The organism is Mucilaginibacter ginsenosidivorax (assembly GCF_007971525.1).
Classification (GTDB): domain Bacteria; phylum Bacteroidota; class Bacteroidia; order Sphingobacteriales; family Sphingobacteriaceae; genus Mucilaginibacter; species Mucilaginibacter ginsenosidivorax.
The window spans coordinates 7,765,036-7,786,122 of sequence record NZ_CP042437.1 but is presented as its reverse complement, the minus strand read 5'-3'; the positions used below and the strand labels follow the sequence as shown (position 1 = coordinate 7,786,122).

At 45.0% G+C, this 21,087-nt stretch carries 14 protein-coding genes; 10 read left to right on the top strand and 4 right to left on the bottom strand.

Features of this window, described 5'->3' with window-relative positions:
- Positions 1-88 precede the first annotated feature (88 nt).
- On the bottom strand, positions 89-1,234 hold the full coding sequence (locus tag FSB76_RS31850) for a methionine aminotransferase (RefSeq protein WP_147060773.1): 1,146 nt from the start codon (positions 1,232-1,234) through the stop codon (positions 89-91).
- Between the two features lie 201 nt (positions 1,235-1,435).
- On the opposite strand from FSB76_RS31850, the gene FSB76_RS31845 reads away from it, so the two are divergent.
- Entirely contained in the window at positions 1,436-2,029 is a 594-nt protein-coding gene (locus tag FSB76_RS31845; protein WP_147060772.1) for a dihydrofolate reductase family protein, read from the top strand.
- Between the two features lie 143 nt (positions 2,030-2,172).
- On the opposite strand, the gene FSB76_RS31840 is transcribed toward FSB76_RS31845, so the two are convergent.
- On the bottom strand, positions 2,173-2,529 hold the full coding sequence (locus FSB76_RS31840) for a winged helix-turn-helix transcriptional regulator (protein ID WP_147060770.1): 357 nt from the start codon (positions 2,527-2,529) through the stop codon (positions 2,173-2,175).
- A gap of 106 nt (positions 2,530-2,635) precedes the next feature.
- Here FSB76_RS31840 and FSB76_RS31835 point away from each other — a divergent pair, with 106 nt between their 5' ends.
- From FSB76_RS31835 to FSB76_RS31825, 3 genes are read left to right on the top strand one after another with little or no spacing between them, the layout of a single operon-like run.
- Positions 2,636-3,391 carry an SDR family NAD(P)-dependent oxidoreductase gene (locus tag FSB76_RS31835; protein WP_147060768.1) on the top strand — a complete coding sequence of 252 codons (756 nt, stop codon included), beginning with the start codon at positions 2,636-2,638 and terminating at the stop codon, positions 3,389-3,391.
- 29 nt (positions 3,392-3,420) lie between these two features.
- Positions 3,421-4,191 (top strand): SDR family oxidoreductase, encoded by a 771-nt coding sequence (locus tag FSB76_RS31830; RefSeq protein ID WP_147060766.1) that lies wholly within the window; start codon positions 3,421-3,423, stop codon positions 4,189-4,191.
- A gap of 31 nt (positions 4,192-4,222) precedes the next feature.
- Positions 4,223-5,218 carry an SDR family NAD(P)-dependent oxidoreductase gene (locus tag FSB76_RS31825; protein WP_147060765.1) on the top strand — a complete coding sequence of 332 codons (996 nt, stop codon included), beginning with the start codon at positions 4,223-4,225 and terminating at the stop codon, positions 5,216-5,218.
- 186 nt (positions 5,219-5,404) lie between these two features.
- Here the strand turns inward: FSB76_RS31825 and FSB76_RS31820 are convergent, their stop codons facing one another.
- The gene (locus FSB76_RS31820) at positions 5,405-6,493 is read right to left on the bottom strand and encodes an MBL fold metallo-hydrolase (protein WP_147060763.1); all 1,089 of its coding nucleotides are present in this window, start codon (positions 6,491-6,493) and stop codon (positions 5,405-5,407) included.
- Positions 6,494-6,735: 242 nt separating this feature from the next.
- Positions 6,736-7,620 (bottom strand): Rpn family recombination-promoting nuclease/putative transposase, encoded by an 885-nt coding sequence (locus FSB76_RS31815; protein WP_147060761.1) that lies wholly within the window; start codon positions 7,618-7,620, stop codon positions 6,736-6,738.
- 166 nt (positions 7,621-7,786) lie between these two features.
- Between FSB76_RS31815 and FSB76_RS31810 the strand changes: the two genes are divergently transcribed.
- The 6 genes from FSB76_RS31810 to FSB76_RS31785 all read left to right on the top strand — a co-directional run bounded on the left by FSB76_RS31810 (position 7,787) and on the right by FSB76_RS31785 (position 21,055).
- Positions 7,787-8,656, top strand: coding sequence for an OmpA/MotB family protein (locus FSB76_RS31810; protein ID WP_147060759.1), 870 nt, complete (start codon positions 7,787-7,789; stop codon positions 8,654-8,656).
- A gap of 178 nt (positions 8,657-8,834) precedes the next feature.
- Positions 8,835-11,153 (top strand): PSD1 and planctomycete cytochrome C domain-containing protein, encoded by a 2,319-nt coding sequence (locus tag FSB76_RS31805; protein WP_147060757.1) that lies wholly within the window; start codon positions 8,835-8,837, stop codon positions 11,151-11,153.
- A gap of 1 nt (position 11,154) precedes the next feature.
- On the top strand, positions 11,155-12,612 hold the full coding sequence (locus FSB76_RS31800; RefSeq protein WP_147060755.1) for a DUF1501 domain-containing protein: 1,458 nt from the start codon (positions 11,155-11,157) through the stop codon (positions 12,610-12,612).
- A gap of 183 nt (positions 12,613-12,795) precedes the next feature.
- The gene (locus FSB76_RS31795) at positions 12,796-14,952 is read left to right on the top strand and encodes a c-type cytochrome domain-containing protein (RefSeq protein WP_147060753.1); all 2,157 of its coding nucleotides are present in this window, start codon (positions 12,796-12,798) and stop codon (positions 14,950-14,952) included.
- Positions 14,953-15,119: 167 nt separating this feature from the next.
- A complete protein-coding gene (locus FSB76_RS31790) occupies positions 15,120-18,479 on the top strand; it encodes a transglutaminase family protein (RefSeq protein WP_147060751.1) in 3,360 nt (1,119 codons plus the stop codon).
- Between the two features lie 23 nt (positions 18,480-18,502).
- Positions 18,503-21,055 carry a circularly permuted type 2 ATP-grasp protein gene (locus FSB76_RS31785; RefSeq protein WP_147060746.1) on the top strand — a complete coding sequence of 851 codons (2,553 nt, stop codon included), beginning with the start codon at positions 18,503-18,505 and terminating at the stop codon, positions 21,053-21,055.
- Positions 21,056-21,087: the final 32 nt, after the last annotated feature.

Below are 21,087 nucleotides of genomic sequence, written 5' to 3'. Positions count from 1 at the left end.
TAATGGATGATAGCTAATTATCTTTAACCAGATTGTTCAATTCTGTGCTTTTACCATGGACTATCGACCATGGTCTATTAACTCAAAATTAAACCTTCAATAACCTATCAACGGCTTTATCTAAAGTTTCTTGCCTTTTGGCGAAACAAAACCTTAACACGTGATGATCAATCCCCTTGCTGTAAAAGGCCGACACCGGTATTGCCGCCACCCCAAACTCCTTAGTAAGGCGCAGTACAAAATCGGCATCTTTTTCGTCGGTAATATTGCTGTAACGTACTGATTGAAAGTACGATCCGTAGCAAGGCAACAGCTCGAAACGCGTTTGTTGCAGCCCCTGGCGAAAGTAATCTCTTTTCTGCTGAAAAAACTCCGGTAAACCCGTATAAGTTTCTTCATTTTTTAAATGCTCGGCAATGGCATATTGTATCGGTGTGTTAACCGCGAATACCAAAAACTGGTGAATTTTCCTGAATTCCTGCATCAGGTAGGCCGGCGCCATACAGTAGCCTACCTTCCAGCCGGTAGCGTGAAATGGTTTGCCAAAGGATGCTACTATAAAGCTGCGCTGCTGCAAATCGGGGTAGCGCGCCATGCTGTGGTGCGTTTGGCCGTCATATATCAGGTGTTCGTAAACCTCGTCGCTCAATATTAAAATATCCTGGTTTTTAACCAATGCGCTTAATTCGTCAATATCCTCTTTGTGCAAAATAGTTGCAGTAGGGTTTTGCGGCGAATTAAGGATAATCATTTTGGTTTTGTGGTTGATGAGCCTTTTTACCATATCCCAGGCAATGCGGTAGTTTGGCGGCTCCAGCGGTAATGATTTTACCACGCCGCCCATTAGCTTTATGGCTGGGGCATAGCAATCAAACGCAGGCTCAAAAATAATAACCTCGTCGTTAGGGTGTATAACCGCGCTAATGGCTGTAAATATAGCCTGCGTGCCACCGGCTGTAATGGTTATTTCGGTTTCGGGGTTGTAAACGGCGCCGTAAAGCTTCTCGGTTTTTTCGGCAATCCGCTCCCTTAGGCTCATTACACCGGCCATCGGCGCATACTGGTTATGGCCATCGTTCATAGCCTTGTTAACCAGACCGATCAGGTCGGCCGAGCAATTGTAATCGGGAAATCCCTGCGACAAGTTTATAGCACCAACCTCGTTGGCCAGGGCCGACATTACCGTAAATATGGTAGTGCCCGTTTGGGGTAATTTTGAAACTACAGAAATCATCTAAGGGCTAAAGTAAACAAAAAACCACGAACCAGTAAACGTAATAATACGTATTTTTAGTTTTTTGAAAGTATTTGGCGTTGTAAGAAAAATAATAACGCTGTTGGGAAATTGTTATTTAGTGGCACATCAAGCTATAATGATGCCGGGCATACAAGCATAAAAGTGCGGCGTCAGCACTGTAATCACCGACGAATACACATGAGAAAAATTATCGTTACAACATTTATGACATTAGACGGCGTGATGCAGGCACCCGGCAACCCTGATGAAGATCCATCAGGTGGTTTTAAATATGGTGGCTGGTCGGCGCCTTATGGCGACGAAGTTTCGGGTAAGGCTATGCAAAAGCAGATGGAGCGGGCAGATCTTTTGCTTGGCCGAAAAACATTCGAAATTTTTGCCGGGTATTGGCCTCAACATGCCAGCTACTGGCCGGGCATTAATGACGTAACAAAATATGTTTTGTCGGGCACCATGCAAAAGTCCGATTGGCAAAATACAGAGTTCCTTACCAGTGTGGCTGATATCGAAAAACTCAAAAATTCGGACGGCACCGACCTTAAAGTATGGGGCAGCAGCCAGCTTGTTCATTTATTACTGAAGCATGATTTGGTTGATGAGCTTTGGCTCAAGATTTACCCCGTTCTGCTTGGCGGAGGAAAAAAGCTGTTTAGCAACGGCATAACGCCGGCTGCATTTACGTTAACAGAGAGCGTGGTTACGCCGGCCGGCGTAATTTTTGCCAATTACAAGCGCGCCGGAGAAGTTAAAATAGGTACTATCGGTGCTTAAATACCAGTGGTATTTCTAATAACTTGATGTACTCGTTTTTGCAACTACGAAGTTTCTTGTTAATACCATCACAATCTATAAGGTCCTTGTCTGTAAAAAACAAGCTCGATTGGTCGTGCTAATATTTAATCATGCACAAGGCCTTATTTTTCCCCAATAATTTCTTTCCGGTGCGCTATTCCCCAATCTGTCAGGTTGTGGATTATGGTTTGTAAAGTTTTCCCGTGTTCGGTAAGTTCATACTGAATGGTTACCGGGTGTGTGTCTAAAACTGTGCGTTTAACTAATTTGTTAATTTCCAGTTCTTTCAATTCTTTGCTCAGCATTTTGTTAGAGATGCCCACAACATCGTTTAAGATATCAGAAAACCTTCTTTTATTGTAATGGCAGATTGATGAAATAATATAAATCTTCCATTTCCCGCTCAGCACATCCATTGCATCATGGATGGCCATCATCTCCTTTTTGCGGTCTGTTTGAAATTTTGGTTTGCACTCCATATGTTACTTTGTTACTTCAAGGTTACTGTTACTTTTTGATACAAAGTTACTAATATATATCAAACTGGTCTAACTTTGCTGCTCAATATTCAATCAGTAAACAAAAATGAGTAAACTAAAAAACAAAGTAGCAATAGTTACCGGTGCATCAAAAGGGATAGGCGCATCAATAGCCCAATATCTTGCGGCAGAAGGTGCAAAAGTGGTTGTAAATTATGCTTCGAGCCAGGAAGGGGCAGATAAAGTTGTACAGGCCATAACCGAAAACGGGGGGATGGCTATCCCGGTGCAGGGTGATGTGTCTAAGGAGGCCGACGTGATCAGACTTTTTGACGAAACAAAAAAAGCCTTCGGTTCGCTGGATATTTTGGTAAACAATGCGGGCATTTATCATTATGCACCCATTGAACAGGTAACTGTAGAATCTATTCAGCAGCATTTTAATATTAATGTATTAGGATCTTTATTGGCTATCCGCGAAGCGGTAAAGCTATTTGGCGATAGGGGCGGCAACATCATTAACATTAGTTCGGGTGCAAGCAATACGCCGCTGGCCACCGGCTCGGTATATTCTGCAACCAAGGCAGCTTTAGATGCTGTTACCATTGCCTTGTCTAAAGAATTTAGCGGCAAAAATATTCGCATTAATTCTATTTTACCCGGTGTTGTCGAAACGGAAGGCTCGCATAGTGCGGGTTTTATCGGCAGCGATTTTGAAGCAAAATTGGTTGCTAACACCCCTCTTGGCCGTACCGGCCAGCCCGAAGACATTGCAAAAGTAGCTGTGTTTCTTGCTTCTGATAATGCGGCATGGATCACCGGAGAAAAGATTGCCGTTTCGGGCGGCATTTATGGTATTTAAATTTTTATCAAAAAAAGATTGAACAAAGAATGAACAAGTTAAAAAACAAAGTAGCCGTAATTACGGGCGGTAATAGTGGTATTGGATTCGGCATTGCCGAAGCATTCAGGAATGAAGGCGCGGTAGGCACAATCACAGGAAGAAACCAGGAAACACTTGACCAATGCGTTAAAGAACTTGGCACAGGTTTTACGGGCATCAAAGGCGATGTAACAAAGATGGAAGACCTGGAACGGGTTTTTAAAGAAACCTTTGATAGGTTTGGCAAAATTGATACGGTGGTGGTTAATGCGGGCGGTGTAGTTGATGGTATGCCATTGACTACTATAACCGAGGCAACGGAAGAAAATTATGATCGTTACATGGATTTGAATTTAAAAAGCGCCTATTTCACTGTACAAAAAGCGCTTCCTTATTTAAATGACGGCGCTTCCATCATCCTGATCGGATCAAGTGCTGCACACCGCGCAGCACCGGGAATGACTATCTACGGTGCTGCAAAGGCGGCCATGATATCTTTGGCCAAGGGATTGTCGCTCGACTTGTTAGAGCGGAAAATCAGGGTGAATACACTTTCGCCCGGCTCAATTGATACGCCGGTGTTTGGCAAAATAGTACCGCAGGAACAATTGGAGCAGGTGAAACAAATCTGGATAGATATTACACCTGTAGGCAGGCAGGGATTGCCGGCAGATATTGGAAACGCGGCGGTTTTCCTGGCCTCCGACGACTCTTCTTTTATCGTCGGTACCGAAATTCTTTCAGATGGTGGCCTTACCAACATTAGCCTGATGAAATAACAAATTCATCTTTCAACAAGAAACTACCAACATGAAAAAGAATAATTATAACGGCGCGTTACAGCAACCAATTGGATCTGGGTTTAACGTAGCGTCGACTACAACTGATGTAATTAAGGGAATTAACCTTACAGGGAAAATTGCTATTGTTACCGGCGGCAGCACCGGCATTGGTTTAGAAACGGTTAAAACATTATCAAAAGCAGGGGCAACGGTGGTTGTACCAGCAAGAGACGTAGCAAAAGCAAGGGAAAACCTTAAAGGGATTCAAAACGTTGAAATAGAAGAATTGGATTTAATAGATCCCGAATCTATCGACGCTTTTGCCGGAAAATTTTCGGCTTCGGGTCGCCCGCTGTATTTGCTTGTTAACAACGCCGGAATCATGTTTGTGCCCTTGCGTCGTGATGCCAAAGGGAATGAATCGCAACTGGTCACGAATTATTTGTCATTGTTTCGGCTTACTGCCGGGTTATGGGGAGCGTTAAAAATGGCCGATGGCGCAAGGGTGATCAATGTATCATCCCTGGGCCATCATTTTGCACCTTTTAGTTTCGACGATCCGAATTTTGAACATCGTGATTACGATACCTTGCAAGCTTATGGACAATCAAAAACCGCGGTGAATTTGTTTTCGCTTGAATTAGACAATCGTGCTAAACCATTCGGCGTAAATGTATATTCGATACATCCTGGTAGTATCTGGGGAACAGAATTAATCCGGGAAGCCCCCATAGAAATACTGCAACAATTTGGCTTTTTGGATGATAAAGGAAATCCTGTGCAGGAAGTTATTGAATCGTTAAAAAACATTCCGCAAGGCGCGGCTACAACTATATGGGCTGCTACCAGCCCGCTATTAAACCAAATAGGTGGCGTATATCTTGAAGATGTTGATATTGCTCAGTTAGCTATCAATCCATCAATACCAAATGGCGTAAAACCGTATTCGCTGGATGAGGCTGCTGCCAAAAAGTTGTGGAGGTTGACTGAAGAGTTAACCGGCGTTATATTTAACGTTAATTAATTTTTACATTGTATCACACAGGCATGTGTTTTTTCAGATACCTACTCTTTTGTTCAAACCCTATGGCGGTAATGGGCCAGTGTTTACAAAAGGGTGTGCATCCGGGTGCCATACGCTTGTGTGATTCATTTTCATTAAATCCGTTAAAAAAGCATATGTTGCTGTTTAGGTCATCAGCCCAATCATTTATTTAAAATCCCACCATATTTTGGTTTTGAGCGGATCGCCCAGCGTATAAGGCTCGCCGATACGCGGAACATTTACCTCAACGCCCAGTTTTTCGGCGGCTGGCAGCAGTTTTTCAATAGGTTCGTTCCAGGGATGGTTAGCTTCCACAAATTTACCCCAGTGGATGGGTTGTATCAAACAAGCCTGCAGGTCAACGGCCGCCTGGGCGGTTTGCCCCAGCAGCAGATGTGTCCACGGCCAGTTGGGGCTGTATTGCCCGCATTCCATCAGCGCCAGGTCGAAGGGGCCGTACTGCTGGCCTATTTTTTTAAAATGTGGCCCATAGCCGCTATCGCCGCTGTAAAACAACCGGTAATGGCCTGCCTGTATCACGTATGATGCCCAAAGCGTTTTATTTTCTTGCGTGTATGAGCGGTTGCTGCGGTGCTGCGCCGGGGTAGCGGTAACCTGGAGGCCACCAAGTAGCGTGACAGATTGGCCCCAATTTAGTTCGGTGATCTTTTTTGGGTCAAATCCCCAGTACACTAAATCCGATCCGACGCCCATTGGCACTACGGCCATTTTTATTTTATCTTTTAATTTTTTAAGAGTACGGTAATCCAAGTGGTCATAGTGATCATGGGAAATGATAAGCACGTCAATCGGGGGCATATCCTCAGCATGATAATTCATCGTGCCGGCAAATGCCGTAATTAATCCAGGTACCGGCCCTGCATGGTTGCTAAAAATAGGATCAATAAGTACATTACCCTGCCCGGTTTTAATGAGCAGAGAGGAGTGCCCAAACCATACAATAGTTGGTGCAGGAGCAGCCAGTGTATTCAAATTGGTTTTAACCCATGGCAATGCGTGAGAAGGCCGGATGGTTTTTGGGCGGCTGTGCAGGAAAAGAAATTTACGCTTGATAGTGGAGTCGGAACGTTCGGCCAGGTTTTCGAAACTGCCGTTTTTGTAATTAGACAATGCCTTCAACCGGCCAAGTTCTTCTCCTTGCGGATTTTTCCCCATTGACCTTACCAAACCACAGCCAGCGGTTGCTGTGAGCAACAATACAGCCATCAAGCCCCTTAAATAACTACTTTTCATACCGTGAGATAAATTTCTCTCTCTTTCTTCATCTTCCTTAATTAGCAATGTTGGTTGGGCGCTCCTTTTTCAATAGAAACGATAATTGTTTTGTCTGAAAAAATCAAGTGCGATTGTTGGCAAGGATATAACTTTTCATAAGCAAAAATTTGCTTATGACTAATTTAACCTAATTTGAATGGGTGCAGCCAATAGCTTCCAAAGCTGACAAAATCACTACCCCCTTTTTATATGGAGAGTAATTAAAGCTTTTCTATTTCTTCAACAGAAAGTTTAGTAAATTTTGAAATTTGGGCAAGCGGCAGACCGTCCTTTTTCATTTCGCGTGCAATATCCATTGCCTTTTTATACTCACCTTTTTCCATACCCTTTTCCATGCCTTCCTGCCGGGCATAATCAATCACATTCTTATTATCCCATTTGTATTTTAAGCTGCTATCGTACATTGTTTTCTCCTCCTTTGTCAGGTTTGTATATTCTGCAATACTGAACAATTTCTCAAATACGGGCTTCCGAAGATAGACCGGAATTTTTTCCATCCGGCTCAAGTTTTTTAATACATAGAGCCACTTATCCAGGTCGGTGTCTAAATCGATATCCTCTTTTACAAATTTACCTAATTCTATGTACGTATAACCCAGTTTATCATAAAAAATTTCACCGGTATCCCTGTTGCACAGGCAAATATCATGCAGGTAACTATTTGGCGGGCTATCTTCCAACGTAAAATCTTCCAGCAGGGCTATTAAATATACTTCGGCTATGTTGTAGCCCCAGGCGTTTCGTTTGCCTTTTGGCGCCTGGTCGCTTATGAGGCGGGAAGTATAAAACAAGGCCCTTTCTTTAAAATACCCTTGTTTTGCCCGCTGTAGCTCAATTATAAAACGTTCGCCGTTATCACCTGTGCAAAGTAAGTCGAACATAGCCGAGCCTTCGTCTTTTAAATCGCCGGGGTGTTCGTTTTTATTGTAAACCAGGTCAACAATATGCTTCCGTCCCCTGAATACTTCATTTAAAAAGGCGGTCAGTAAATCTTTATTAAGCTCACTACCGAATATTTTTTTAAAGGCGAAATCGACTAAAGGGTCAATGTATTTACCCGTAACAGGTGGGTTGTTGTTTGGCATAGTCAAATATAAAAGTTTATTCGTTTTTAGCACCCTAAACGAAATTAGCCCGCGTAGGTAAAAATACGGTCAAAGTCTGCGTTGTAAACTTTTTAATCAAAGCATTGTTGTAAGTTGCAATGCTGTTTATAGATAATTATAACCGGCTATTAAACATTTAACAGATATGAAAATTTACCATTTAATACCCTTGGTACTTGTTGTAGCAACGGTAACCCAAAGTTGCGTTAGCAGCAAAAAATACAAGGAACTGGAGGGCAATTACACCCAATTGCAAAATAGCACGCAGGATCTTAGTGTAAAATATCAAAGAAGCGAGCAGGCACTTGCCGTGTCAAACTCCAGGATTACCAGCCTTGAAGAACAGCTGGCGTCCGAGAGGTCAAATAATAACTCGTTAAAGGATGCATTAAATAAATGTTTGGCTGGCAATAACCAGGGTGGGGCAAACATTGCAAAACTGGTTGACGAGATTAATGCCTCCAATAAATACATTCAATACCTGGTAGCCACCAAAAACAAAAGCGACTCGCTTAACATGGTGTTAACCAATAATCTTACCCGCTCCCTAAGCAGGGAAGAAGCGCAGGGGGTTGATGTACAAGTGCTTAAAGGTGTTGTGTATATCTCCTTGTCTGATAATATGTTATATAAATCAGGCAGCTATGAAATTTCAGATAAAGCAGGAGCGGCTTTGGCTAAAATTGCCAAAATTATTACCGATTATTCAACCTACGATGTGCTTATTGAAGGTAATACCGATAATGTGCCTATTAAGCAAACCAACATTCGTAATAACTGGGATTTAAGTACACTGAGGGCTTCATCTGTAGTGCAGGCCCTGCAAAATACTTATAATGTGGACCCCAAACGTTTAACTGCAGGCGGCCGCGGCGAGTATAACCCGATTGCGGATAATGCAACGCCAACAGGTAAAAGTCAAAACAGGCGTACACAAATTATCATCACGCCAAAACTTGATCAGTTTATGGATTTGATAGGTAAAGCACCGGATACCACCCCGGTTAAACAATAAGAATCAAGAAATTAGAATCAAGATTCAAGAGGAAAACAGGCCTGGCATTATTGTCAGGCCTGTTTTTGTTTGCGTTAATTACTGTAGTTGAAATGTTACCGACGTGCCATTAAATCGCATTGCGGATTACGATTGAAATTAATAACTTTAATTTCTTAATTAACCAATTAGTAGACTGATGTTCCGGAAGTTGTATTTAGTGTGGCTTGTAATAGCCGCCTGTGTTTTGTTTATCATACATGCCTGCAACCGGGCAGGTAAAACAGATGCGGAGCAAATGCCCGATACCGTTAGCTACAATTTCAACATCCGACCAATATTATCTGATAAATGTTTTAAATGCCACGGGCCCGACGCTGCACATCGCCAGGCCGATTTAAGGCTTGATATTCCGGAAAGTGCTTTTAAAGCCTTGAAAGATAATCCAACAGCTCATGCCCTTGTTGCCGGCGATCCAATGATGTCTGAGGTTTACCGCCGCATTTCAACCAAAGATACTTCGGAACAAATGCCGCCGCCGTCATCCAACCTCAAAAAATTAACAACTTTTGAAGTCGACTTGATTAAGCAATGGATTAAACAAGGCGCCCGCTATGAAAAACATTGGGCTTTTGTGCCGCCCCGTTCGTATGCGGTTCCGCAGGTGGAAAATACAGCCTGGCCTAAAAATCCGATAGATAATTTTGTGCTTCAAAAAATGGAGCAAAAAGGCTTTGATCCTAATCCCGAAGCCGATAAAGAGCGTTTGCTAAAACGCGTATCGCTTGATTTGACAGGCTTGCCGCCAACTTTACAAATGATGGATAATTTTTTGGCCGATAACAGCGCCAACGCTTACCAAAAGGTAGTCGACCAGTTAATGGCAACCCCACAATACGGCGAAAAAATGACCCTGCATTGGCTTGATGTAGCCCGTTATGCCGATTCGCACGGTTACCAGGACGATAATTACCGCAGCCAGTGGCCCTGGCGCGATTGGGTGATACATTCCTTTAACGAAAACCTGCCCTATGATAAATTTATTACCTGGCAAATAGCCGGCGACCAGCTACCTAACGCCACTACCGAACAATTACTGGCAACAGGCTTTAACCGCAACCACAAAATTACCGAAGAGGGCGGCGTAATTGACGAAGAGTACCGGGTAAGCTACGTGACAGATCGTACCAATACCTTCGGCAAAGCGCTGCTTGGGGTTACGTTGGAGTGCGCGCACTGCCACGATCATAAATATGACCCGTTTTCGCAAAAGGATTATTACCAGATGTTTGCCTTTTTTAACAATGTAAAAGAAGTAGGCATTGAGTCGGTTGTAGGCGGGCCCGAAACTTATGCCAAACGGCCGTTGATGCAGATAAGTAACGATGAAGTTAAAAAGGTGATGAAGTTTATCAATAAGCAGGATACCGATAAACTTATTGTATCTATCATGACCGATAGCGATAAAGTGCGGCCAACTTATATCCTCAAACGCGGCAATTACGATGCCCACGGTGATGTTGTTGAGCCGGGTACGCCAAAAGCTATACTGCCATTTGCCGCCAGTTATCCTAAAAATCGCCTCGGTTTGGCCGAATGGCTGTTTAATAAAAACAACCCGCTTGCCGCAAGGGTATTTGTGAACCAGGTTTGGCAGGAGTTTTTTGGCAAAGGCATTGTAAAAAGCTCGGGCGATTTTGGCATGCAGGGCGATTTGCCGTCGCACCCCGAATTATTGGATTGGCTTGCTGTTGATTTCAGGGATCATGGCTGGAATATCAAACGGCTGGTAAAACAAATTGTGATGTCGGCTACTTACAGGCAATCAGCTGTAATAAGCCCCGATAAGTTAAAAGATGATCCTGAGAATACCTGGCTGGCGCGCGGACCACGTAGCCGTTTACCCGCCGAGTTTGTACGCGATTTGGTTTTAGCCAGCAGCGGTTTGCTTAACCAAACCATTGGCGGCCCAAGTGTTAACCCGTACCAGCCGCCCGGCTTGTGGGAAAACGCCACATCTGGCCGCGGGCAATTGGCCAGCTATAAACAGGTACATGGCCCCAATCTTTATCGCAGGGGCATGTATACCCTCATCAAACGCACCGTTCCGCCGGCCTCGCTGGGCATTTTTGATGCCAGCAACCGCGATCAGTGCGAAGTAAAACGCCTGCGCACCAATACACCCTTACAGGCTTTGGTGATGCTTAATGACCCTACAGTATTGGAGGCAGCCCGTGTTTTAGCAGCAAGACTATTGCGGGATAACAGTCGCCCGCAGGATAAAATAACCAAAGCATTCCGGTTGATTATGTGCCGTCATCCGCAGGAAAAAGAATTGGCCATACTTACAGCCTACTACAACGATGAACTGAAAGCGATGAACAAGGCTGATGCCCAAAAGCTGTTAAGCGTTGGCGAATACCCGATACCTGCTAACCTTGATAAAGTAACCTTGGCAGCTATGATGAAAGTGGTTGATGCTATGTACAATGTAGAAGAAGCGATAACAAAAACCTGATATGGAAAAAGATTTTTTAGAGAGCAGGCTCAATATAAACCGGCGAAAGTTCCTATCCAGGTTAAGCCTGGGAATAGGGAGTTTTGCCTTAGGCTCATTACTTATTCCCGATCTTTTTAGTGGCAGCGGTGCCGATGCCGAAGCTGATTTTGTGCCGGGCATACCCAACTTTGCACCAAAGGCAAAAAGGGTGATCTATCTTTTCCAGGATGGCGCGCCCTCACAATTGGAATCATTTGATTATAAGCCCAAATTGCGCGAAATGATGGGGCAGGAGCTGCCCGCTTCTGTGCGCGGCAACCAGATACTTACCGGGATGACGGCAAAGCAGGCCTCGTTCCCGCTGGTTGGTTCATTTTACGATTTTAAACAATACGGCGAATCGGGGGCATGGGTGAGCGATTTGTTCCCCCACATTGGCAAAATCGCAGATGATATCTGTATCATCCGCTCGATGAACACCGATGCCATAAATCACGATCCTGCGCTTACTTTTTTCCAGACCGGTGCACAGCAGGGTAATCGCCCAAGTATGGGCTCGTGGGTAAGCTACGGCCTTGGCAGTGAGAATAAAAACCTGCCTGCCTTTACGGTATTATTGTCTAAGGGAAAAGGCAACGGGCAAGGGGTATACTCCAAATTGTGGAGTAATGGATTTTTAGATTCTATACACCAGGGTGTACAATTCAGCAGCGGCGAAAACCCGATATTGTACCTGAACGATCCCGAAGGCTTAAACCGGCACGAACGCCGCAAAATGCTGGATAACCTGGCCGCTTTAAATGATATCAACTATAAACAATTCGGCGACCCGGAGATAAATACCAAGATACAGCAGTACGAAATGGCCTACCGCATGCAAACGGCCGTGCCCGAAATTATGGATGTTTCCAAAGAGTCGGACGACATCGTAAAAATGTACGGCCCCGAATGTTTAATTCCCGGTACTTACGCGGCCAATTGTTTACTGGCCAGGAAGCTATCAGAAAACGGCGTTCGCTTTGTGCAGCTTTACCACCAGGGCTGGGATCAGCATAGCAACCTTCCCCAGGAAATGGCCGGGCAGGCCAAGGATGTAGACCAGGCTTCGGCGGCTTTGGTTACCGATTTAAAGCAACGGGGCCTGTTGGATGAAACCCTGGTAATATGGGGCGGCGAATTTGGCCGTACCAATTACAGCCAGGGTAAGTTGGAGAAGGCAAACTATGGACGCGATCATCACCCGCGCTGCTTTAGTGTGTGGATGGCCGGCGGCGGTATTAAACCGGGCATGGTTTACGGCGAATCGGACGATTTTGGGTATAATATTGTTAAAGATCCTGTGCATGTGCATGATTTTCATGCTACCATGCTCAACCAGTTAGGTATCGATCACAAAAAGCTTACGTTTAAAAGCTTAGGCAGGAGGTACAGGCTAACGGATGTTGCCGGAAATGTGGTAAAAGGGATTATCACTTAACACGATTTTAGGATTTTACAGGATTGACAGGATTTTGATTTTAAGGCTGATTCTTTTTAGTGACATGCTTAAAATGTTTTAGCTTATCCGGTTTTGATAGATTTGACTGCTGATATCTTTTTATCGATGTGTTTAAAACGTTTTAGCTTATTTAGTTTTGATAAATAAAATATTGTTGCTGGTATGAAGGGCAACCACAGGGCTTTCGCAGACGGGGCATTGTTTGCGCTTAATATTTTCATTTTAGTTTTACTAATAGCCGGCGATAGCCTGGTTGTGCCGCAATGGTTACAGCCGGTTGGGCGGTTGCACCCCTTAATTTTGCATTTCCCTATCGTAATATTGATGCTGGCCATGGTGCTGGAGTTTTTTCGGTTCAGGGCCGAATTTGCTAACGAGAAGCTTTACCAAAACTTTACCAATTATTTACTGGTGCTGGGAGCGCTTTTATCGTCGTTAACGGTAATCATGGGCCTGCTGTTATCGCGCGAGCCGGGTTACGAGGGAGGTAATTTGTTATGGCATAAGTGGTTTGGCATCAGTGTGGCGTTTGTGGGCTATGGCGTTTATCTTATTCGTAACACAGCAAAATATACGGTTACGCTGGCCAAAACAGGGGCTTTGGTTACGGTTTTTTGTTTGATAGTTGCCGGGCATTTTGGTGCAAACCTTACCCACGGCGACGATTTTGTTTTAGGGCCGGTAATGGATAAAGACAAGAATAAAGTATCCATTGATAAGGCCTTTGTTTACCAGGATGTTATCAGGCCAATTTTTGAAGCCAAATGCCAAAGCTGCCATAATGCTGATAAAATGAAAGGTGGACTAATGCTCACCAGCCAGGCTGCGATATTAAAAGGCGGCAAAAATGGTAAACTTTTTATTCCCGGCGATCCGGCTATGAGCTTGCTGTTGCAGCGGGTACACATGCCCGAATCAGAGAAAAAGCACATGCCGCCCGCCGGTAAACCGCAACTAACCGACGAAGAAAAAGTACTGCTTTACCTTTGGGTAAAAAACAAGCCCGATTTTAAGAAAAAGTTTATCGACCTGCCCGCAACAGATTCACTCCGGATGATTGCGGCAACATTATTAAAACCCGCCGAAAGCGCAGAGGAGGTATATGATTTTTCGGCAGCTGATGATAAAGAGATTAAAAAACTCAACAATAATTACCGGGTAATTTATCCCCTGGCAAAGGAATCGCCCGCTCTGGCCGTTAATATTTACAACAAAAGCACCTACAACATCAAGGTGCTTGATGAACTTAGCCCGATAAAGAAACAAGTGGTGTCGCTTGATTTGAATAAAATGCCGGTAAAGGATGCTGATTTAAAAACGATAGCCCAATTTGAAAACCTACACAGGCTTAATCTGAATTTTAGCGATGTTACCGGTGGCGGATTGAAGGAACTGGCTTCGCTTAAGTTGCTTAAAAGCCTTTCGCTGGCCGGTGTAAAATTAAACCCTGCCGATGTAAAGCAACTGACGGCGATCAAAAGCCTTACCGAACTGGCCATCTGGGATACCGGCCTTAAAACTGCCGATCTTGTTCCATTACAAAAAGCCAATAAGCACATTACCCTGTTAACCGGTTTTAAAGATGATGGCAGGCCTTTAAAACTTACCAGTCCGCAGTTAAAAAATACCGCGGTAATATTTAAGCAAAGTTATCTTTTACAGCTTGGCAACCCGATAAAAGGAACCGATATCCGGTATACTACAGATGGTAGCGCGCCGGATAGTATTCATGCTATATCCTATAAACCGGGCGTATTGTTTACGCAAAATACGGTAATACGCGCCAGGGCCTTTAAAGCCGGTTGGATAGGCAGCGATACGGTTCAGTTTAACATTTACAAATCAACCTACACCCCTGATAGTATCAGTTTTTTAACCTATCCCGATAGTAAGTACAAAGGCGAGGGGCCCAAAACAATGATAGATAAAGAACTGGGTAGCGGTAATTTTGGCGATGGAAAATGGCTGGCATCGCAAAAAGACCTGGAATTGCTGATGTGGTTTAATAAACCTGTAGATTTGCATAGTGTTAACCTGAACGTGATGCGTAATACTGGCCCCCAGATATTTTTACCGGCAAAAGTAGAGGTATGGGGCGGTACCGATCAATCTCATCTTAAACTGTTAGGGAGCGTTACACATGCTGTACCGCTTAAAAATGATCCTTATAGCATCATGAACCTGGAGTGTAAATTAAAAAACGGCCAGCCCATATCCTGTATAAAACTGGTTGCCAGGCCGCTTAAAAGCGTCCCGGCCTGGCACCCGGCAAAAGGAAAACCTGCCTGGGTTTTTATGGACGAGGTGTTTTTGAACTAAGATGTCCGATAAATACACAGGTTACCACCGCAGTTTCACTACAACGATAGCGTTAATAGTAATGGGAATACTGAATATTGCCAATATTAAAAAATCTATAAATAATTGCCGGTTTCATTGCGTATTTTACTGTAAATAGGCTATGTTTATAACATAAAACATAGCCGATGTCAATAAAAGTAGCAATTCGTCATTTTACAAGTTACAAGTACGATAAACATATCACGCTTTCGCCACAAGTTATCCGTTTACGGCCTGCTGCGCACTCGCGTACCATGATTAAAGGCTACTCGCTAAAAATATTACCCGAAAAGCACTTTATAAACTGGCAGCAGGACCCCTTTGGTAATTACCTTGCCCGGATTGTTTTCCCGGAGAAGGTAAATGAATTTGTGATTGATGTAGAGGTTATTGCCGATATGGTGGTGATAAACCCCTTTGATTTTTTTGTGGAGGAATATGCTAATCACTATCCTTTTGAGTATGAAGATTCATTAAAAAAGAACCTGGTGCCTTATCTGGAGATAACCGAGCGCGGCCCGCTGTTAATGGATTTAACAGAGAAAGCCGCCGAGTTACTCAAAAAAAATACCATTACCCAGGATTTTTTAGTTACACTTAACCGTTTGCTTTACAGTGAGATATCCTATAATATCCGGATGGAGCCTGGCGTGCAAACCTGCGAAGAAACGTTAGAACTTAAATCCGGCTCGTGCCGTGATACAGCCTGGCTATTTGTGCAGTTGCTAAGGCATTTTGGCCTGGCGGCCCGCTTTGCCTCGGGCTACCTGGTGCAGCTGAAGCCCGACATAAAATCGTTGGAAGGTCCGTCGGGTCCCGAACAGGACTTTACCGATTTACATGCCTGGACAGAAGTTTACCTGCCTGGCGCCGGCTGGATAGGCCTCGACCCAACATCCGGCTTGTTTGCCGGCGAGGGACATATTCCATTGGCCTGTACGCCTGATCCGCAAAGCGCGGCCCCAATTAGTGGTGGTATCATCAGCGATACAAACGACCCCATCGAAACAGAGTTTCATTTTGAAAATACCATTACCCGTATTGAAGAAAAACCACGGGTAACCAAACCATTCTCTGACGAGCAATGGGAAGATATTATGGCCCTTGGCGATAAGGTTGACGAGGAATTTGCCGCCAATAACGTACGCCTTACCATGGGTGGCGAACCTACATTTGTATCAGTAGATAATAATGAAGCGCCTGAGTGGAATTCGGCTGCCGATGGCGAGCATAAGCGCCGCCTGTCCAATATCCTGTTCCACAAGCTTAAAAACGAGTATGGCGAAGGCGCGTTAATGCAGTACGGGCAAGGCAAATGGTACCCTGGCGAACCATTACCCCGCTGGAAACTGGCCTGCTATTGGCGTAAAGATAATGTGCCCTTGTGGAACAACGATACGTTAATGGCCGACCTGTCGAAAGATTACGGCCTTGGCCCCAAGGATGCCAAAAGCTTCATGAAGCTGCTTACTAAAGAATTGCACATCGACCCTAAAAATATTAATCCAACTTACGAAGACCCTTTTTACTTTCTGTGGGAAGAAAGTAAAACGCCCATCAATGTCGATCCGCTAAAGGTAGACCTGAAATCTCCGCTGGAACGCCAGAAATTGGCCGAGTTGCTGAATACTGGCCTGAATGAGCCCGTAGGCTATGTGGTACCTATCAAATGGGACCTGGAACAAAGCAACTGGCAAAGTTGTAAATGGTCGTTCAGGCGGCAAAATCTGTTCCTGGTGCCAGGTAATTCGCCCGTGGGCTTGCGCCTGCCTTTGGATTCGGTGCAGTATTTTGACCCGGCAGAGCAGGAGGAATTACCTGAAAGAAGCCTTTTTGCCGATGTGGATGCTTTGCCTGACGGCGATCATTTGATTCCCGAAACAGGGGCCAAATTCAATAACAGTAAAACCATTTTTAAAACGGCGATGGTTGTTGAAGTGAGGCAGGGCAAGTTGTTTATATTTTTCCCGCCTACCAGCTATTTTGAGCATTACTTGTACCTTGTTAATGCCGTTGAGCGTACAGCCGAAAAGCTAAAGACGCCGGTATTGATTGAGGGTTACGATCCTCCATCCGACAACCGGATCACCAAAATGATGATAACGCCCGATCCCGGCGTTATCGAGGTTAATATTCACCCGGCAGCAAGCTGGCGCGAACTTGCAAAAAATTATGACGTTCTGTATAAAAAGGCGGCAGAATCGCGCCTGGCCACAGAAAAATTCAATATTGATGGCAGGCATACCGGGACGGGTGGGGGCAACCACGTAACACTGGGTGGCGAAACACCGGCTGATAGTCCGCTACTGCGCCGGCCTGATATTTTGCGCAGTTTTATAACTTTCTGGCAGCATCACCCTTGCTTATCATACTTGTTCTCAACCCAATTTATAGGCCCCACCAGCCAGGCGCCACGGGTTGACGAGGGAAGAATGGAAACACTTTATGAACTGGAAATTGCATTTCAGCAAGTTCCCGACCGGGCCGAAAATGAAGTTCCTTTTTGGCTGGTTGACAGGATTTTCCGTCACTTTTTAACAGACATCACCGGTAATACCCACCGGTCGGAGTTTTGTATCGATAAGCTTTACTCGCCCGATTCATCAAGCGGCCGCCTGGGCATCCTGGAGTTCAGGGGATTTGATATGCCACCGCATTACCGCATGAGTATGGTGCAGTTCCTGCTGATCCGCACGTTACTGGCCTGGTTCTGGAAAACACCGTACAACCATAAACTGGTGCGCTGGGGAACCGAACTGCACGACCGCTTCCTGCTGCCGCACTACTGCTATAAGGACATGACCGAGGTGGTAAACAGCCTGCGCGATGCCGGTTATGGATTTGATATATCCTGGTTTGAGCCCTTCTTTAGCTTCCGTTTCCCTTTCCTGGGCGAATTGCAGGTAGATGATATCAATATCGAAATTAAAATGGCTATTGAACCATGGCATGTATTGGGCGAAGAAATGTCAAGTACGGGTACCGCCCGTTTTGTAGATTCGTCGCTGGAGCGTATTCAGGTTAAAATATCGGGCCTTACCGATTCGCGATACACCTTTTTATGTAACGGCTTAAAAATACCGCTGAAAAGCACAGGTGTACAGGGCGAGTATATTGCAGGGGTTCGCTATAGGGCCTGGCAACCGCCATCGGCGCTGCACCCAACCATCGGTACAGATACGCCGCTGGTATTTGATTTGTTTGACACCTGGACGCAAAAATCGGTGGCTGCATGCCAGTACCATGTATCGCATCCCGGAGGCCGCAGTTATGATACCTTCCCGGTAAACAGCTATGAAGCCGAATCGCGCATCATTTCCCGCTTTTTTGATTTTGGCCATTCGGTTAACCTGGTTGAGCCAGCCGTTGCCCAGCAAACAGCAGGAGGGAGGTTTGTTACCAAAATGAATATACTGCCGCAATATACCATCACCAATGAAGTAGTTAGCCCGGAGTACCCGTATACTATGGATTTGAGGCGATATAAAAATGCCAAAAATTTATAGCGGAAAAATAAGACATTTGGAGAATGATTGAGACTTACCTGGAGCGGAACGGTAAAACTGCCAAACCTTTTTTTGATGAGCTTGCCGCACCCGAAGGCGTGGTGCGCGAGCATTGGAAAAAGCTTGCACATGCTTATGACGAGTTGGGCGTTGAAAAAATGGAGCAGCGGAGCCGGGAAATTAGTCAGGAGTTGCGCGATAATGGGGTTACCTATAATGTGTACAGCGATCCTGACGGCATTAACCGTCCCTGGAAGCTTGACCCTGTACCAATGGTATTTAGCCAGCAGGAATGGGAGAATATTGAAAAAGGCTTAGTACAACGGGCCCAATTGCTTAACCTGATCATAGCTGATATTTATGGCGAACGCCGGCTGATTAAAGAGGGGTTTATTCCCTTTGAGCTGGTATTTAGCCACAAAGGGTTTTTAAGGCAGGCCGATAAAATTAAAATACCCGGCAAATTCCAGCTTATCCAATACTCTGCCGATTTGGTACGCGGCCCCCTGGGCAAAATGTGGGTGCTGCATGACCGTGCCGACGCGCCATCAGGTGCTGGTTACACGCTGGAAAACAGGGCTGCCATGACCAGGGTTTTTCCGGATCTGATCCGTGAAAACCAGGTACGTAAAATTTCGTCTTATTATCAAACATTAAAAAATACGCTAACCAGGCTCGCTTTACAAAATAAAGAGAACCCAAGGGTAGTGCTTTTATCGCCGGGTACGGCCAACGAAACTTACTTTGAGCACGCCTACCTGGCATCGTCATTAGGTTTTACCCTTGTTTTTGGGCAGGATTTAACCGTGAGTGATGGCTATGTATGGCTAAAAACCTTAAAAGGGCTGGAGAAAGTAGATGTTATTGTACGCCGTGTTGATGATATATTTTGCGACCCGCTGGAGTTTTTAGGCGATTCGCACTTAGGTGTGGTTGGATTGATGGAGGCCGTACGACAAAAAAAGGTGACTATAATTAACCCATTGGGTGGCCGCATATTGGAGAACCCGGGGCTGATGGCTTTTCTGCCGCGCCTGTGCAAGCACCTGTTAAACGAAGAACTGATACTGCCATCGGTAGCCACGTGGTGGTGCGGGCACGAGAAAGAAAAAAAATACGTGCTGGATAACCTGCCCTTCCTTATTATCCGGTCTATTTACCGGAGTAACGAGAACCGCCCATACATTGGCAGTGAACTGAGCAAAAAGCAGATAGATGATTTGAGGACCGAAATAAACACCCGGCCTTATTTATACGTAGCGCAGGAGGTAGTAAGCTTCAGTACCACGCCCTCATTAATTGGCAACAACCTGGAAGCCTGTAACGCAGTTTTCAGGAGTTACATTGTAGCCGATATGGATAAAGAGGTTTATCATGTTATGCCCGGCGGTTTATCAAGAAGTTTTCCCACAAAAGGCGAGTTTATTATTTCTAACCAATCGGGTGGTATCAGTAAAGATACCTGGGTACTGGGGCCATCGCCCCAAAGCCAGGCAAAGCCGGCGGTTAATCAGCCGGTATTGCGGCAGGTAAAAAATATTTTGCCAAGCCGTACCGGCGAGAGCCTGTTTTGGCTGGGCCGGTACCTTGACAGGGCAGTTATAAACGTGCGGCTAATGCGAATTGTGCTTAAAATTTATAACGAGCGCGACGACGAAATTCACCCCGAAACCAACCAGACGCTGGTAATACTGCTTAAAACTTTAAGCGCGGTAACAGGTACTTTACCCGGCTTTGCCTCAGCCGATCAGACCAGGTTAAGGCAGCCCGAAAAGGAGCTATTGTCGCTGGCTGTTGAAACGGGCAGGGCAGGCACTTTGGCCCAATCCCTGCAATCATTTTTAACAAACGGCTATGCCGTACGTGATCGTTTAAGCCTGGATACCTGGAGGATTCTGGATAGCATATCCGAAGAATTTGAATTGATGAAGGAAAACGGTAACGATTTACGCAAGATTTACCATAACCTCGATCAGTTTATTATTAAGCTGATGGCTTTTATCGGCCTCAATAACGATAACATGACCAGGGCGTCCAGCTGGCGGTTACTTAACATAGGCCGTTTTTTAGAGTCATCATTAAATACATGCATCATTTTACAGGCGGCATTGGCCAACAACGTAACACCCGAAGTAGAGAAACAGCTGATGGAACTGGTACTGATGTGCAACGAGAGTTTGGTTACGTACCGGTACTTATACCGGTCGACGCTGCAATTGCCGGGTGTGCTCAATTTGTTGCTGGTTAACGAGGATAATCCAAAATCGGTGGCGTTTTTAATTGCTAAAATTGATGAGCACCTGGCTCATTTGCCCGATAACCATAAAGAAGGCGGCCTTAGCCCAGCACACAAAAAACTGCTGGAGGCATTAACCATGATTAGGCTTTGCGATGTAAACAAGATGGTACCATCGGCCAATGCCAATGTTTTTGGAAAAAAGGAGCTTAACGGCTTTTTACACCACCTGATTACCTTGTTGAGCCAGGCATCAACCATTATATTTGAAAGTTATTTTAGCCCAACGCAAAGCCAGTACAGCTTTGTGAAAAACAATAACGCGCTACCCGAATTATGAGAACCGCTAATACAAAGTTATTTTTTAACCGG

What these genes read in the sequence shown, in the direction of transcription:
- FSB76_RS31850 (WP_147060773.1), bottom strand. Translation starts at nt 1,234, where the DNA reads ATGATTTCTGTAGTTTCAAAATTACCCCAAACGGGCACTACCATATTT.
- FSB76_RS31845 (WP_147060772.1), top strand. Translation starts at nt 1,436, where the DNA reads ATGAGAAAAATTATCGTTACAACATTTATGACATTAGACGGCGTGATG.
- FSB76_RS31840 (WP_147060770.1), bottom strand. Translation starts at nt 2,529, where the DNA reads ATGGAGTGCAAACCAAAATTTCAAACAGACCGCAAAAAGGAGATGATG.
- FSB76_RS31835 (WP_147060768.1), top strand. Translation starts at nt 2,636, where the DNA reads ATGAGTAAACTAAAAAACAAAGTAGCAATAGTTACCGGTGCATCAAAA.
- FSB76_RS31830 (WP_147060766.1), top strand. Translation starts at nt 3,421, where the DNA reads ATGAACAAGTTAAAAAACAAAGTAGCCGTAATTACGGGCGGTAATAGT.
- FSB76_RS31825 (WP_147060765.1), top strand. Translation starts at nt 4,223, where the DNA reads ATGAAAAAGAATAATTATAACGGCGCGTTACAGCAACCAATTGGATCT.
- FSB76_RS31820 (WP_147060763.1), bottom strand. Translation starts at nt 6,493, where the DNA reads ATGAAAAGTAGTTATTTAAGGGGCTTGATGGCTGTATTGTTGCTCACA.
- FSB76_RS31815 (WP_147060761.1), bottom strand. Translation starts at nt 7,620, where the DNA reads ATGCCAAACAACAACCCACCTGTTACGGGTAAATACATTGACCCTTTA.
- FSB76_RS31810 (WP_147060759.1), top strand. Translation starts at nt 7,787, where the DNA reads ATGAAAATTTACCATTTAATACCCTTGGTACTTGTTGTAGCAACGGTA.
- FSB76_RS31805 (WP_147060757.1), top strand. Translation starts at nt 8,835, where the DNA reads ATGTTCCGGAAGTTGTATTTAGTGTGGCTTGTAATAGCCGCCTGTGTT.
- FSB76_RS31800 (WP_147060755.1), top strand. Translation starts at nt 11,155, where the DNA reads ATGGAAAAAGATTTTTTAGAGAGCAGGCTCAATATAAACCGGCGAAAG.
- FSB76_RS31795 (WP_147060753.1), top strand. Translation starts at nt 12,796, where the DNA reads ATGAAGGGCAACCACAGGGCTTTCGCAGACGGGGCATTGTTTGCGCTT.
- FSB76_RS31790 (WP_147060751.1), top strand. Translation starts at nt 15,120, where the DNA reads ATGTCAATAAAAGTAGCAATTCGTCATTTTACAAGTTACAAGTACGAT.
- FSB76_RS31785 (WP_147060746.1), top strand. Translation starts at nt 18,503, where the DNA reads ATGATTGAGACTTACCTGGAGCGGAACGGTAAAACTGCCAAACCTTTT.